At 63.9% G+C, this 14,431-nt stretch carries 11 protein-coding genes; 5 read left to right on the forward strand and 6 right to left on the reverse strand.

The annotated features are described in order from the left end of the window. The 4 genes from VVR41_RS10165 to VVR41_RS10180 all read right to left on the reverse strand — a co-directional run. A partial coding sequence (locus tag VVR41_RS10165) for a hypothetical protein (protein ID WP_368524670.1) occupies nucleotides 1-196 on the reverse strand: 196 nt, incomplete at its 3' end. 517 nt (nucleotides 197-713) lie between these two features. After that, nucleotides 714-1,730 carry a ketol-acid reductoisomerase gene (gene ilvC / locus VVR41_RS10170; RefSeq protein WP_368524671.1) on the reverse strand — a complete coding sequence of 339 codons (1,017 nt, stop codon included), beginning with the start codon at nucleotides 1,728-1,730 and terminating at the stop codon, nucleotides 714-716. A gap of 83 nt (nucleotides 1,731-1,813) precedes the next feature. Then, on the reverse strand, nucleotides 1,814-2,338 hold the full coding sequence (gene ilvN / locus VVR41_RS10175) for an acetolactate synthase small subunit (RefSeq protein ID WP_368524672.1): 525 nt from the start codon (nucleotides 2,336-2,338) through the stop codon (nucleotides 1,814-1,816). A gap of 13 nt (nucleotides 2,339-2,351) precedes the next feature. Continuing rightward, complete coding sequence (locus VVR41_RS10180) at nucleotides 2,352-4,238, reverse strand: acetolactate synthase large subunit (protein ID WP_368524673.1); 1,887 nt, start codon at nucleotides 4,236-4,238, stop codon at nucleotides 2,352-2,354. A 256-nt stretch (nucleotides 4,239-4,494) separates the two neighbouring features. Between VVR41_RS10180 and VVR41_RS10185 the strand changes: the two genes are divergently transcribed. From VVR41_RS10185 to ilvD, 3 genes are read left to right on the forward strand one after another with little or no spacing between them, the layout of a single operon-like run. Next, the gene (locus VVR41_RS10185; RefSeq protein ID WP_368524674.1) at nucleotides 4,495-6,000 is read left to right on the forward strand and encodes a mechanosensitive ion channel family protein; all 1,506 of its coding nucleotides are present in this window, start codon (nucleotides 4,495-4,497) and stop codon (nucleotides 5,998-6,000) included. 57 nt (nucleotides 6,001-6,057) lie between these two features. Continuing rightward, entirely contained in the window at nucleotides 6,058-6,606 is a 549-nt protein-coding gene (locus VVR41_RS10190) for a PH domain-containing protein (protein ID WP_368524675.1), read from the forward strand. Then, complete coding sequence (gene ilvD, locus VVR41_RS10195) at nucleotides 6,603-8,441, forward strand: dihydroxy-acid dehydratase (RefSeq protein WP_368524676.1); 1,839 nt, start codon at nucleotides 6,603-6,605, stop codon at nucleotides 8,439-8,441. Before VVR41_RS10190 ends, ilvD begins: the two co-directional genes overlap by 4 nt. Nucleotides 8,442-8,532: 91 nt before the next feature. Here the strand turns inward: ilvD and VVR41_RS10200 are convergent, their stop codons facing one another. Next, nucleotides 8,533-9,450, reverse strand: coding sequence for a DoxX family protein (locus VVR41_RS10200; protein WP_368524677.1), 918 nt, complete (start codon nucleotides 9,448-9,450; stop codon nucleotides 8,533-8,535). Between the two features lie 103 nt (nucleotides 9,451-9,553). On the opposite strand from VVR41_RS10200, the gene VVR41_RS10205 reads away from it, so the two are divergent. Continuing rightward, nucleotides 9,554-10,654, forward strand: coding sequence for a glutathione S-transferase C-terminal domain-containing protein (locus VVR41_RS10205; protein ID WP_368524678.1), 1,101 nt, complete (start codon nucleotides 9,554-9,556; stop codon nucleotides 10,652-10,654). 95 nt (nucleotides 10,655-10,749) lie between these two features. Next, complete coding sequence (locus VVR41_RS10210; RefSeq protein ID WP_368524679.1) at nucleotides 10,750-12,153, forward strand: hypothetical protein; 1,404 nt, start codon at nucleotides 10,750-10,752, stop codon at nucleotides 12,151-12,153. A gap of 90 nt (nucleotides 12,154-12,243) precedes the next feature. Here VVR41_RS10210 and gatB read toward each other — a convergent pair whose 3' ends face one another. Next, nucleotides 12,244-13,743 carry an Asp-tRNA(Asn)/Glu-tRNA(Gln) amidotransferase subunit GatB gene (gene gatB / locus VVR41_RS10215; protein WP_321101112.1) on the reverse strand — a complete coding sequence of 500 codons (1,500 nt, stop codon included), beginning with the start codon at nucleotides 13,741-13,743 and terminating at the stop codon, nucleotides 12,244-12,246. Nucleotides 13,744-14,431 lie beyond the last annotated feature (688 nt).

Below are 14,431 nucleotides of genomic sequence, written 5' to 3' on the forward strand. Positions count from 1 at the left end.
GCTCCGCGCCAGTACCGTTGTCTTCAATAATGGGCAGATTGATCGGCACATCAGCCTGCTTCGTCGCCGTGTAGTACAACGGGTTGTTCTGTTCCACCTGCGGGTAGTGGGTCAGCTCAATGGTGACATCGCGAACGATGTCGGGCACGTAGATGACAAAACCTTCGGACGTCTGGATATGGTCCGAGGAGTGCACAAGCGCAGATCCCTGGACCTGCCAGGAAACCTCCGCCTCCTCGCCTACTTTCTCAACACAGGTTTGTCCGCCACTACAGTTAGCGCCACCGTAGTGACCAACTACATTTCCGCCAAGCGGATCGGCCTGTGCCCCTCCTGGCGCTGCAACGGCACCACTCGCCACAATTACTGCTGCTAGAGACGCTACGAGCGGGCGTATCCACTTATTCCTCAACAAAACATTCCTTCAACGTGCCGACAGTCCAGGTTTAGATTCCCCAAACTATTCAACACTCTCTTATAGGTTTGGTCCATCCAAACGTTGTGTTAGGTCCATCACCGCTTATCGGCACTCATCACCGATAATCATGGGCACGGCCCGCGCAACCCGCATCCCTGGCCGGTGATGGGCACTCTCCCCAAAAAGTCACCACCGGAGGGAATGTCCGAAACATGGCGTTCACGATAGAAGCAGACTGGGGATGCGGCCGACATCGTCAACGATGTCGGCCGCATCCCCAGTGAAAGAGTTTTAGTTAGCGCGCCGTGTCACTGAGCGGGTTCTTCACCCAGCTCATCATGTCGCGCAGCTGAGCACCGGTCGTCTCGATCGGGTGCTCCGCGATCTGGGCACGCAAACCCTCGAGCTCACTGTTACCATTTTCAACGTTGGCCACCAGGCGGCGGGTGAAATCTCCGGACTGGATATCCTTGAGCACCTCACGCATGCGGTCCTTGGCGCTGTCATCGACGATGCGGGGGCCGGAGAGGTAGCCGCCGAATTCGGCGGTATCTGAAACCGAGTAGTTCATGTTGGCCAGACCGCCCTCGTAGATGAGGTCGACGATGAGCTTCATCTCGTGCAGGCACTCGAAGTATGCCATCTCCGGCTCGTAACCAGCTTCGGTGAGGACCTCGAAACCCTTCATGATCAGGTCTTCCAGGCCACCGCAGAGCACGGCCTGCTCGCCGAACAGGTCGGTGACGGTCTCCGCCTCGAACGTCGTCGGGATGACACCGGCGCGAGCACCGCCGATCGCCGCGGCGTAGGACAGTGCGAGCGCTTGGCCCTCGCCGGTCGGGTCCTGCTCAACCGCGATCAGCGCCGGAACGCCCTTGCCGTCGACGAAGGTGCGGCGGACCAGGTGGCCGGGGCCCTTCGGTGCGACCATGGCGACGGTGATGTTGTCGGCCGGCTCAATGAGCTTGAAGTGGATGTTCAGGCCGTGCCCGAAGAACAGGGCGTCGCCCTCGTTGAGGTTCGGCTCAATGTCTTTGGTGAAGATCTCAGCCTGGGAGGTGTCGGGAGCCAGGAGCATAATGACGTCAGCCCATGCAGCCGCATCCGCGTTGCTCTTGACGTCGAATCCGGCCTCGCGGGCCTTTTCTGCAGACTTAGATCCGTCGCGCAGTCCGATAACGACCTCAACGCCGGACTCGCGCAGGTTCTGCGCGTGGGCGTGACCCTGGGAGCCGTAGCCGATGATCGCGACCTTCTTGCCCTGGATCAGGGAGACGTCAGCGTCCTTGTCGTAGAAGACATCAATAGCCATGGGTAAACCTTTCCTATCATGTGGGATTTCTATTCCATATTATGACACAGCGCCTGCTGTGCCGGGGAGACCTTCAACCCGCGCTACGCGGAGGTAGAAAAGGTCTTCGGGCCACGGTGAAGCGCCACTTGTCCGGACTTGACCAGCTCGAGCACCCCGAACGTCTCCATGACGTCGAGGAAGGCGCGCAGCTTGGCCGGTGCGCCGGTTGCTTCGATGACGACGGACTCCGGCGCGACATCAATCACTCGTGCGCGGAAGATATTCGCCGCGTCCACCACCTGCGCGCGGTTCGAGTTGTCGGCCCTGACTTTCACGAGCATCAGGGAGCGCGCGATGGTGGTGTCGTCGTCAAGCCTGGCGACCTTGAGCACCTGGACGAGCTTGTGGAGTTGCTTGGTGATCTGCTCGATGTGGTACTCGGACGCGTCGACGACGATGGTCAACCGGTTGATGCCCTCGGTCTCCGTCTTCGCAGACACCAGCGAGACGAGGTTGTAACCGCGGCGGGTAAACAGCGCGGTCACACGAGTGATGACGCCGTCGATGTCCTGCACGAGCACCGAGAGGATGTTGCGGGTTTGTTCGTTGCGCCTATCTCTAGCCATGCCACTGTTCATGTCATTTTCCCTTCTGCGCCGCGGACTTCTCGGCGATGTCCTCGATGGTGTCGCTTATGTCGTCAACGGATTCCCCGGCCGACTCCTCCATGTCAAAGAACGGACGGATGTTGAGGGCGTACTGGATATCGGAGTTGCTTGACCCGGCCGCGACCATTGGCCAGACCTGCGCGTCCTCGCCGACAATGAACTCGACAACGACCGGGCGGTCGTTGATCTCCCGGGCCCTGCGGATCGCCGGGATGACCTCGTCCTCGCTGGTCACGCGGATGGCCACGGCGCCCAGAGCCTCGGACAGCTGGACGAAATCCGGGACGTAGGTCTCCCCGCCCAGCTTGGTGTTGGAGTAGTGACCGCCATAGAACAGTGTTTGCCACTGGCGCACCATGCCAAGGTTGCCGTTGTTGATCAGCGCGACCTTGATGGGAAAGCCCTCCAGCGCGGCCGTGGTGATCTCCTGGTTGGTCATCTGGAAACAGCCGTCACCATCGATGGCCCACACCTCTTTATCGGGGCAGCCCGCTTTCGCGCCCAACGCCGCCGGCACGGCGTAACCCATCGTGCCCAGGCCACCGGAGTTAAGCCATGTGCGCGGCCGATCGAAATCGATGAACTGCGCGGCCCACATCTGGTGCTGCCCCACGCCCGCAACATAGACAGCCTCGGGCCCGACCTCGCGCGAGAGCGTTTCAATGACAAACTGCGGAGCCAACTTCCCGTCGGATTGCGGCTCGTACCCGCGGGGGAATCGCTCCTTGAGCTCGCCGAGCCGATCGAGCCATTCGCTTATCGACGGCTTCTTCACACCCTTGTCCACAAAAGCATCCCTCAACTGAGCCAGGACGCGCTTCGCGTCGCCAACGATCGGGACGTCAACCTCGCGGATCTTGCCCACCTCCGCCGGATCGATGTCCGCGTGGATCGTCTTCGCGTGCGGGGCGAAACTCGAGACATCACCCGTGACGCGGTCGTCGAAACGCGTACCGATCGCGATGAGCAAGTCGGACTCTTGCAGCGCGCCGACGGCTGGGACACAGCCGTGCATTCCAGGCATGCCCATATTCAACGGGTGGTTGTGCGGGAAAGAGCCCAGCGCCATGAGGGTGGTGACAACTGGAACGCCCGTTGCCTCGGCAAACTCGAGCAGCTCCTGGTGCGCCTCCGCTTTGATCACGCCTCCGCCGATGTAAAGCACCGGGCGCTTCGACTTGGAGATCAGCTTGGCGGCCTGGGAGATCTGACGGGAATGCGGCTTGACATTCGGCTTGTACCCCGGCAGATCCAGCTGCGGCGGCCACGAGAACGCGATCTCCGCGGCCTGGACGTCCTTGGGGATATCAACAAGGACCGGCCCCGGCCTGCCCGTCGTGGCGATGTGGATCGCCGTCGCGATCGCCTGCGGGATCTCTTCCGCGCGCCTGACAACCAGGTTGTGCTTGGTCACCGGCATAGTGATGCCGCGGATGTCCGCCTCTTGGAAGGCATCGGTTCCGATAAGCGGCGAGCCGACCTGGCCCGTGATGGCGACGATCGGGACGGAATCGAGGTAAGCGTCGGCAAGCGCGGTGACCAAGTTGGTTGCACCTGGGCCCGAGGTACCGATGCACACACCGACCTTGCCGGTCGCCTGTGCATACCCCTCGGCGGCGTGGCCGCCGCCCTGCTCGTGCCGCACGAGCACGTGGCGGAGGCGCTTCGCCTCGAACAGGGCGTCATAGAGCGGGAGAACCGCACCGCCGGGGAGGCCGAAGACGACGTCGACGTCCAATTCCTCCAGGCTTCGGACGATCGCTGCCGCACCGGTCATGCGCTCCGGCGCGTGGTCGGACGCCTCGGATGAGGCCTTCGATTCTTTCGCCTTCCTCGAAGGCTTGTGAGAAGCAGCCACTGGGAGAGCTCCTTATGTGGGTGATGGGTGGGCGGATGACCAACGACGAAGCCCCCGTGACAGCTGGGCTGTCCGGGGGCGCTCGGGGTTGCGACTGAATATAGCTACAGACCGCTACGGCGAGCGCCGCATCGGAATCACTACAATAAGTCGCTGGTTGATCATGACCTACATCATACACATCCCACTTTGTCGCGCAGGACATTCGTAAAAAAAGATTTTGGCCGACCGATTCCGGACTAGTCTGGACGGCACTATGCCTATCGCCTACATCGCCGACACCATCTGGCGCTGGATCGCCGAAACCGGAATCAACCTCGCGCTGCTTATCCTCATTGCTCTCCTCATCCCGCGGGCCGGGCGTTTTGCCAACCGCGTGGTCGAGCGCCGGCTTAACGAGGGTGTCGACCCGTCCGAGGCGAAGACTCGCCTGGCTATAGCCAACGTGGGCATCAACGTCGCCCAGATCATCGCATTCTTCCTGGTGCTCGTTTTCTTCCTGCAACAGGTCGGCTTCTCCCTTGCGGGTGCCGCCATTCCCGCAACGGTCGTCTCCGCCGCCATCGGTTTCGGCGCGCAGAGCATCATTGCCGACTTCCTGGCAGGGTTTTTCATCCTTACCGAGAAGCAGTACGGCGTCGGCGATGTCGTCACCTTCGAGGGCAACGGAGTCTCGGTCAGCGGCACGGTCATCCAGATCACCATGCGCTCGACCTACATCCGCACCATCGAGGAATCGACTGTCTCGATCCCGAACTCCACGGCACGCATCTGCATCAACCAGTCCAACTACTGGTCCTCAGCGATGGTGATTATCCCAGTGCCGTTGTTGAGCTCATCGAGCCCGGAGGAGGCTGCCGCCCGCGCCGAGGCAGCTGCGCGCCGCACCCTCGACGACCCGGAGATCGGCGAGAAGGTCATCGGTTCCCTCGAGGTCCACCCTGCCGTCGCCATCACCCCTCCGACCACGGTGGGCATGCCGTGGACCATGGACGTGCGCTTCCTCGTCCGCGTCGAAGCCGGTAGCCAGTGGCGCATCGAGCGCGCCATTCGCATGAACGTGCTCGACGAGTTCTGGAACGAGTACGGCTCCGCCGCAACGATGGCAGGCACGCGCCTCGACCACGTCGCCTCCCCCGAAGAGACTGTCCATCACGCCGCGCTTTCCGACGCCACCACGCAGCTCATGCCGGCGACCACCGCCCCAGCCTCACGTCCCGGCGAGACTCGCGCGATGAGTGTGTCCAACGACGACGAGGTCGCTAACCGCATCAACCCTGACGCCGACCCCGCCGCCGATTCGCTTTCCGACGCCACCGCTGACGACGAGTCAGGCATCAAACAACCCCGCCTCGCGTTCAACGGCACGATGCGCCTGTCTACCGCGGTCCTCCTCGGCGTCTTCGCCGTCGTGCTCATCGCCCGCGGGCTGACTCTCGATCCGGGTGACCACGGCGCAGGCAGCGGCGGGGTGTTCGCTCCCCCGCCCCGCACAACCGTCTCGTCAACGCCTGAGCAGACCCCGGAGCCCGCACCCGCCGCCCCGGCGGTGACAACCCAGCCGCAGCCGGAACCGACGACTACGGAACCGACCACCCCGGCCCCCGAGACGACGGAGACAAACCCCACCGCCGAGACCGGCCTGCCGCAAGACGACCAGCAGACCGACCCGAGCGGGGCCGAAACGGAGTCCACTTCACCGGAAGCGCCGGGAGGGGAAGCGTCGACAAGCGAAGCGACTCCTCTCACACCTTCCCCGTAGTACCTGCGGCCGGCACCCAAATGAGCGTCGCGTCACAGTGTGACTAGCATGACAGTCATGACTGACACGCCGAAGGTTTTCCGACCCAGCCGCGAGCACGTGATCGCAATCGTGATCATGACCGGAATTGCGCTCATCGGTATTTCCTGGGCGCCGCTCTACCTCGGCTGGCTCCTGCTGCTTCCCCTCGCGTGGCTGGCGTACATCTTCGCCAGCTCGACGCGCGTCGACGGGCGCGGCGTCACCATGCGCTACCTGGTCAAACCCAACCGCACAATTGCGTGGGCCGACTTCGCCGGCATCGCGTTCCGCGGCACCCGCGCCCTGGCCACCACCACCGACGGCACGGAGCACCCGATGCCGGGCGTCACCTTCAACTCGCTGCCCGCGCTTTCCGACGCCTCCAACGGCCGCATCACCGACGTCATCACCGAAGCGGCCGAGGCCGCGAGCGGAAAGTACGAGATTATCGACCGCGAGGGCCGCACCGTACTCCTCACCCGCGAGGAGTACGACGCCTACCTCGCGGAGCACCCCAATCTTCCCGGGCCTCGCCCCGAGCCTTCCGCCGCAACCGAAAACCCGACCGAAAAGGAGAAGCCATGATCCCCCTGCGCTCACGAGTCACCACCGTCGGCCGCCAGGCTGCCGGCGCACGCGCGCTGTGGCGCGCCACCGGCACCCAGGAAAATGAGTTCGGCAAGCCGATCGTGGCCATCGTCAACTCCTACACCCAGTTCGTGCCCGGGCACGTGCACCTGAAAAACGTCGGCGACATCGTCGCGGACGCCGTGCGCGCCGCCGGCGGCATCCCCAAGGAGTTCAACACGATCGCGGTGGACGACGGCATCGCCATGGGCCATTCCGGCATGCTGTACTCGCTGCCCTCGCGCGAGATCATCTCCGACTCTGTCGAGTACATGGTCAACGCCCACACGGTCGACGCCATGGTGTGCATCTCCAATTGCGACAAGATCACCCCGGGTATGCTCAACGCCGCGATGCGACTGAACATCCCGGCGGTCTTCGTCTCCGGCGGGCCCATGGAGGCCGGCAAGGCGATCAGCGTCGGCGGCGTGACAAAGCCGAAGTCAGACCTTATCGACGCCATCGCGCTGTCCGCGAACGACAACGTCAGCGACGCCGAACTCGACGAGATTGCCAACAACGCTTGCCCCACCTGCGGGTCGTGCTCCGGCATGTTCACGGCCAACTCCATGAACTGCCTGACCGAGGCTCTCGGGCTGTCTCTGCCCGGCAACGGCACCACCTTGGCCACCCACACCGCCCGCCGCGCCCTGTTTGAGAAGGCCGGCGCAGCGATTGTGGCGCTGTGCGACCGCTACTACGGCGAGGGCGACGAGTCGGTCCTGCCGCGCTCCGTGGCCAGCGCCAACGCGTTCCGCAACGCCATGGCGCTCGACATGGCGATGGGCGGATCCACCAACACGATCCTGCACATCCTCGCCGCCGCCCAGGAGGGCGAGGTCGACTTCGACCTGAGCGATATTGATGAGCTCTCCCACCACATCCCGTGCCTGTCTAAGGTTGCGCCTAACGGCGAGGCCCACGTTGAGGACGTCCACCGCGCAGGCGGCATCCCCGCCATCCTCGGTGAGCTCAACCGCGCCGGTCTGCTCCACCGTGACGTCCACTCGATCGCCTACCCCAGCCTCGAGGCGTGGCTGGCGGAATGGGACATCCGCGGCGGCAGCGCCACCGATGAGGCCATCGAGCTCTACCACGCCGCCCCCGGCGGAACCCGCACCACCGAGGCATTCTCCCAGTCCTCACGCTGGTCGTCGCTGGACACCGATGCCACTGGTGGTGTCATCCACGACGTCGAGCACCCGTTCACGTCCGACGGCGGGCTGGTCGTCCTGCGCGGCAACCTGGCGCCGGACGGGGCGATCCTCAAGACCGCTGGTGTGGAAGAGGACCTGTGGGAGTTCTCCGGCCCGGCCCGGGTTCTCGATTCCCAGGAGCAGGCAGTCTCGACCATCCTCGCGCACGAGGTCCAGGCCGGCGAAGTCGTGGTCATCCGCTACGAAGGCCCCGCCGGTGGCCCTGGCATGCAGGAGATGCTCCACCCCACCTCCTTCCTCAAGGGCGCGGGCCTGGGCAAGAAGTGCGCGCTCATCACTGACGGGCGTTTCTCCGGAGGCACCTCGGGACTGTCCATCGGCCACATCTCCCCGGAGGCGGCCCACGGCGGCCTGATCGGGTTGATCGAAAACGGCGACACGATCACCATCTCCGTGTCGCGCCGCGAGCTGCGCCTCGACGTCGACGACGGGGAGCTGGAGAAGCGCCGCGCGGCAATGGAAGCATCCGAGTCCCCGTGGACCCCGAACCGCAACCGCGTTGTGTCCAAGGCGCTGCGCGCCTACGCGAAGATGGCCACCAGCGCGGACAAGGGCGCGGTGCGCCGGGTGGACTAGTGCGCTGCGCGTAGGCAAAGGGGGGCTGCACCGGAAGGTTTTCCCGGTGCAGCCCCCCATCGTGTTGGGTCAGCTGGGTCGAGCCTAGGTGTTAGGCAAGCGGGGCGACCGCGGCGCCGAACCACCAAAGCAGAACCGCAGCAGCAATGCCGAGAATGGCGAAGATGAACGAGCTCGCCAGCGGGCGGCGCGCCCAGCTGCGGCTGGCGTCGACAGCGTAGAAGCCCGGACCTGTGAACTGCAGTGCGAGGCTGGCGCCGAGGAGCAGGAGCGGGAGCCAAACCGCTGCGTCCCAGACAAAAATGTTCAGGCCCGCGCCGGAACCCATGATGGAGTGCATGGCGAAAAAGCCGGTGACAATCACGGCGATCATCGCGGCGACCGGGGTGAGCAGACCAAGGACGAGGAACACACCGGCGGCGAGCTCTAAAGTCGGCAGCACGACGGCCAGGATGTCGCCGAAGGCATAGGAGGAGAAAGCGTTCTCGAGACCCGCGATGCCCTCTGAGCCGCCAAGGCGGAAGAACGTCTTGATCGCATCGAGGACGAGGAAAGCTCCGACGAGCAGGCGAAGCACGAACAGTCCGAAGTCAATGGTGCCGCGGCGGGCGGGAGGAACGTCGACGGCGACGGATTCAGACCCGGCCGGGGACATGACCGGGTCCGGCTCCGCGGCCACCGGCACGAAGGTGTCGGTGTACAGCCCGGGAGCGGAGGACATGGCGAGCTGCTGGGTTCCCACGTCGGTTGCCGGTTCGGCAGTGAATGACTGCGGATTGGCCGGCTCGCGGTCGATGGCGACGGTCTCGAATTGGGTGTCTGCGCCCTTGGAGCCGGTGGTGCTTGCCGGGAACACCTCGGTCGGGGCCGCCTTTCCGGTGCGCTGGTAGATGTCCGGCCGACCGGTGTTCGCGGCGGTGCTCCCGGAAGCGTCGGGGTTATAGGTGGGCACGCCGTCGAGCGCGTTGAAGTCGTCGGGGGTCACGTCTCGCCTGTTCTGCTCGTTCATACCCCCGAATCTATGCGAGCGGGCCCCGGCTACCCGTTAACCCCCTCGGCGTGCCACAACTTTTTTGTTGACAATTCACCTACATGCCGTCAAGCTGGAAACTATGACAAACTCCAACCGATCCACCCCATCCTCCGCCAACCCCGCCAAAAACGCCGCCGAGCAGGGCGCCTACGAACGCGACACCACCTATATCGAGGATAGATTCAGCTCCTCTTTGGAACCCGGTTCACAACCCACCGCCAACGACGATTCGACCTATACCTGGCCTGTTGAACCCGGGCGCTACCGGCTCATGGCCGCACGCGCCTGCCCGTGGGCCCACCGCTCCATCATTACCCGCCGCTTGCTCGGGCTCGAGGACGCTATCTCCCTGGGCCTGGCTGGCCCGACCCACGACGCCGATTCGTGGGTTTTCGACGTCGACCCAGGCGAGGTGGATCCTGTCACAGGCCTGCACAAGCTCAAGGACGCGTACGAGAACCGCTACCCCGACTACCCGCGCGGCATTACCGTCCCCGCCATCGTCGAGGTCGACGGCACGGATTCCAAGGTGGTCACCAACGATTTCCGCACCATCCCGGTCTCATTCATCGACGACTGGGCACAGCTGCACCGCGACAACGCGCCCGACCTCTACCCCGCAGACCTGCGCGGGGAAATCGACGAGGTTGCTGACTACGTATACAAGAACGTCAACAACGGCGTCTACCGCTGCGGTTTCACGCGCGACCAGGGCGAGTACGAGAAGGCCTACCGCGAGTTGTGGGAGGCACTCGACTGGCTCGAGGAGCGCCTCGGCAACCAGCGCTACCTAGTGGGCGATCACATCACCCTCGCCGATATCTACCTCTACCCCACCCTCGTGCGCTTCGACCCCGTCTACGTCGGCCACTTCAAGGCCTCCAGGAACCGGATCGAGCAGATGCCCAACCTGCGCGGCTACCTACAGGAGCTCTACCAGGTGCCAGGGTTCGGTGACACCACCGACTTCACCGAGATCAAGCAGCACTACTACATCACCCACACGGAGGTGAACCCCTCCGGCGTGGTGCCGGTGGGACCGGACATGTCGTGGATCGTGGAGCCCCACGACCGCGACCGCTTCGGAGGCGCCCCCTTCGCCGAAGGCGTGAGCGATCCCCGCCCCGTTCGCGACGGTGAAGAGGTGAAGAATCCGGCGGATTTCGACGGGCGTCGATAAGCGATGGCGTAGACCCGAACCAGCCGATATTTAGGCTTTTGTTATTCTCATGACTCGAGCTTTGTCGAGATACCTATTCCTGTCGAGGACGTGAGATGACAAAATCCATCAAGGTTGCCCTCGCCTTCGTCGGCCTCTTGGTCGGCGCGGGCTTTGCCTCGGGGCAAGAGACTATTCAGTACTTCCTTGCCTACGGGTACTGGGGCATCGTCGGAGCTATCGTCGCCGGCATCATCATCGTCGTGGTCGGCACCTCGCTGTTTCAGCTCGGCTCTTACTACCTCGCGGACGACCACAGCTCCGTGTTCCGCCGCGTCACCCACCCTGTCGTGTCCACCTTCATGGACATCTCGACGATGGCCACCCTCTTCGCCATCGGCTTCGTCATGATCGCAGGCGCCGGTTCCAACCTCGAGCAGCAATTCGGGCTGCCCACCTGGGCCGGCGCCGCCATTATGACGGTGTTGCTGCTGCTGTCGGGCTTTTTGGACATCGACAAGCTCACCAGCGTTATTTCCGGCATCACTCCGCTGTTGATCCTCGCGGTCCTCGGCGCCCTCATCGTGACCGTGCTCAACGTGCCAGACAACCTGAGCCAGCTTAACGATCTCGCGCTGCAGAACAATCCCGCCAGCGGCGTGTTCGACAACTGGCTGGTCTCCGGCCTCAACTACGCAGCGCTGTGCATCATCATGGCCGTATCCATGATCCTCGTAATCGCCGGTTCCCAGCTCAACCCTCGCGAAGCGGGTATCGGCGGGCTCATCGGCGGCATGCTCTTTGCCACCCTGTTGCTCATCCTCGTCTTCATTGTTTTCCTGAACATGGATGACGCGTTCGGTGCAGATTTACCGCTGCTCATGCTGTTTTCCACCATGCACCCGGTTATCGGCTCCGTTGTCTCGATCGTCATCTACCTGATGATCTACAACACCGCGGTCGGCATGTTCTACGCCATGGCCCGCCGCCTCACCCACCACTCCCCCGAGCGTTTCCGCATGGTGTACTTCACCGCGGTCCTCATCGGATTTGGTCTGTCATTTATCGGATTCGCCGACCTCGTCGGGTGGGTCTACCCGGTCCTCGGCTACCTCGGCATGGTGCTGATCGTGGTCATGGTGGGCTCCTGGGTCAAGGACCGCTCCGAGATTGCTGCTGAGGCGAACCGCCGCGACCGCCTGGCCGAGCTCGCCGAAACCGCACTCGATCCCGCCGAGGACGACCTGACCCCGGCACAGCGCAACGAGGTCGAGGAGCTCGGCGGCGAATCCAATCTGGCCACAGCGCGCCTGTGGCACTCCGTGCAGGAGGAAGTAGCCCACAAGCTCGACTCGAGCCCCGAGAGCGGCTTTTCCATCGAGGACGCCCCCGCCTTCAACCGCGACGCCGACGAGTACGCCTGCCACCCCGACTCGGCCGGGGACACCATCGACTGGAAGGCATACCAGGAGATGTACGAGACCGGCTCCTTCCCGGCCGTCAAGCCCGAGGACAAGTAGCTCGCTTCACGACGCCCCCCTCGCACACACAAAGGGCCGCCGGAGGCTCTCCCTCCGCCGGCCCTTTCGTTGTCGCTGATCTTGCTGTTTCTACTTCAGCTTCTCAGCGATGAGCTTGTTCACCTGGCCCGGATCAGCCTTGCCCTGGGTCGCCTTCATCACCGCGCCCACGATGGCCCCGGTGACCTTGGTGTTGCCCGCGCGGTACTTCTCCACGATGTCCGGGTTGGCAGCCAAAGCGTCATCGACAGCCTTCTCAATCGCACCGTCGTCGCGCACGACCTCGAGGCCGCGCTTGGCCACGACCTCGTCGACGTCACCCTCGCCCGCGATCACGCCGTCAATGGCCTGGCGGCCGAGCTTCGTCGTGAGCTTGCCCTCCTTGACCAGAGCCACCACCCGCGCGACATCCTGGGCGGAAACACCGACCGCATCGAGGTCCTTGCCCAGCTCGTTGGCCTTGGACATGATGTAGGAGACCCACCACGCACGCGCCTCGTCCGGGGTCGTGCCCGCCTCGACGGTGTCGACGACGAGATCCAGAGCACCAGCGTTGACGAGGTCGCGAAACTCCTTCTCCGGCAGCTTCCACTCCTCCTGGATCCGCGCACGACGCACCCACGGCAGCTCCGGCAGCGTCTGGCGGATCTCCTCGACCCACTCCTTCTTCGCGATCACCGGCGGCAGATCCGGATCGTTGAAGTAGCGGTAGTCGCTCGCCTCCTCCTTCGGCCGGCCCTTCGAGGTGGAGCCGTCCTTCTCCTGGTAGTGGCGGGTTTCCTGCACAATCTCCTCGCCGTTTTCCAGCGCCTGGGCCTGGCGCATCATCTCGAAGCGCACGGCCTGCTCCACCGACTTGAGCGAGTTGATGTTCTTGGTCTCGGTGCGGGTACCGAACTTCTCCTGCCCGATGGGACGCAGGGACACGTTGGCGTCGCAACGCATCGAGCCCTGGTCCATGCGAGCATCGGACACACCAAGTGCCTTGACAAGCTCACGCAGCGCGCCGACGTATGCCTTGGCCACCTCGGGGGCGCGCTCACCGGCGCCGATGATGGGCTTGGTCACGATCTCAATCAGCGGCACACCCGCACGGTTGCAGTCCACCAGCGATGCCGTCGCGCCCGTAATCCGGCCCGACGCCGAACCCAAGTGCGTCAGCTTGCCCGTGTCCTCCTCCATGTGGGCACGCTCGATCTCAACACGCCACTCCGTGCCGTCCTCGAGCTGAACGTCGAGGTAGCCGTCGTACGCAATGGGCTCGTCGTACTGCGAGATCTGGTAGTTCTTCGGCTGATCCGGGTAGAAGTAGTTCTTGCGCGCGAAGCGGGAGCGCTCCGCGATCTGGCAATTCAGCGCCAGACCGATCTTGATCGCCCACTCAACACCCTTCGCGTTGACCACCGGCAGCGCACCCGGCAACCCCAGCGAGACCGGGTCGACGTTCGTGTTCGGCGCCGCGCCAAAGTGTGCGGAAGACGTGGAGAACATCTTCGTCTCCGTACCCAGCTCCACGTGCACCTCGAGCCCCATAACGGGATCGAACTTCTCCAGCACCTCGTCGTAATCCATCAGGTCATAGGCAGTCATGCGCTCCAGTGTAGTTCGCGGTGCCGGGGACTGTTTTCTTGGCTGGCGGGGGCGCTTTGGCGGCGCGGTTGTGGGGGGCGCGGTGCCTGGACGACCGCGTTGTTACGAGGTCCCGTGCGTCACATCTGAGCTGGGTTGATTAGGGCAGTTTTCGTCGCGGTCGTCCGGTTTGGCGATACAAGTGACACCCTCCTTTGGGGGTATTTTCTTGCGGAAGTTCGCCCAAGTAGTCCTCTTGACCTGCGCAGACCCAAATTGCCCGTGTAAGGTCAGGCGCGGGGATGGGCACGGGGCCCAGCCCAGTGCGAGAACGCGATACGCACCGGGTTGGCACCGAAGGGCGCAACCGGAGGGGGTTCGGGAGCGCCGGTTCACCTCGGGAGGGCGGTGGGGTGAGATCGGGGCGCGCATGCGCGCCCCCAGCGCGTTAGGCGAAACCGGAAAGCGTCGAAGCAGGCTCGGGGCCGCTGACATTGGAAGCTGGACGACCGCGGCGCAACTTGTTGGTTGACGACCTGGGCGAATGCTTCACCAGATTCGTTGCGGTCGTCCAGGACGACGAATAACGCGATGTGCTCCCTGTGCCCGGCGGCTGGACGACCGCGGCGCGAATTGCTGAAATGCGACCTGCGTAAACACCTAGCGAGATTCGTTGCGGTCGTCCAGGACGACTGCGCCGCGCCCTAGC

This window comes from Corynebacterium sp. LK2510 (genome assembly GCF_040946405.1).
Classification (GTDB): Bacteria; Actinomycetota; Actinomycetes; order Mycobacteriales; family Mycobacteriaceae; genus Corynebacterium.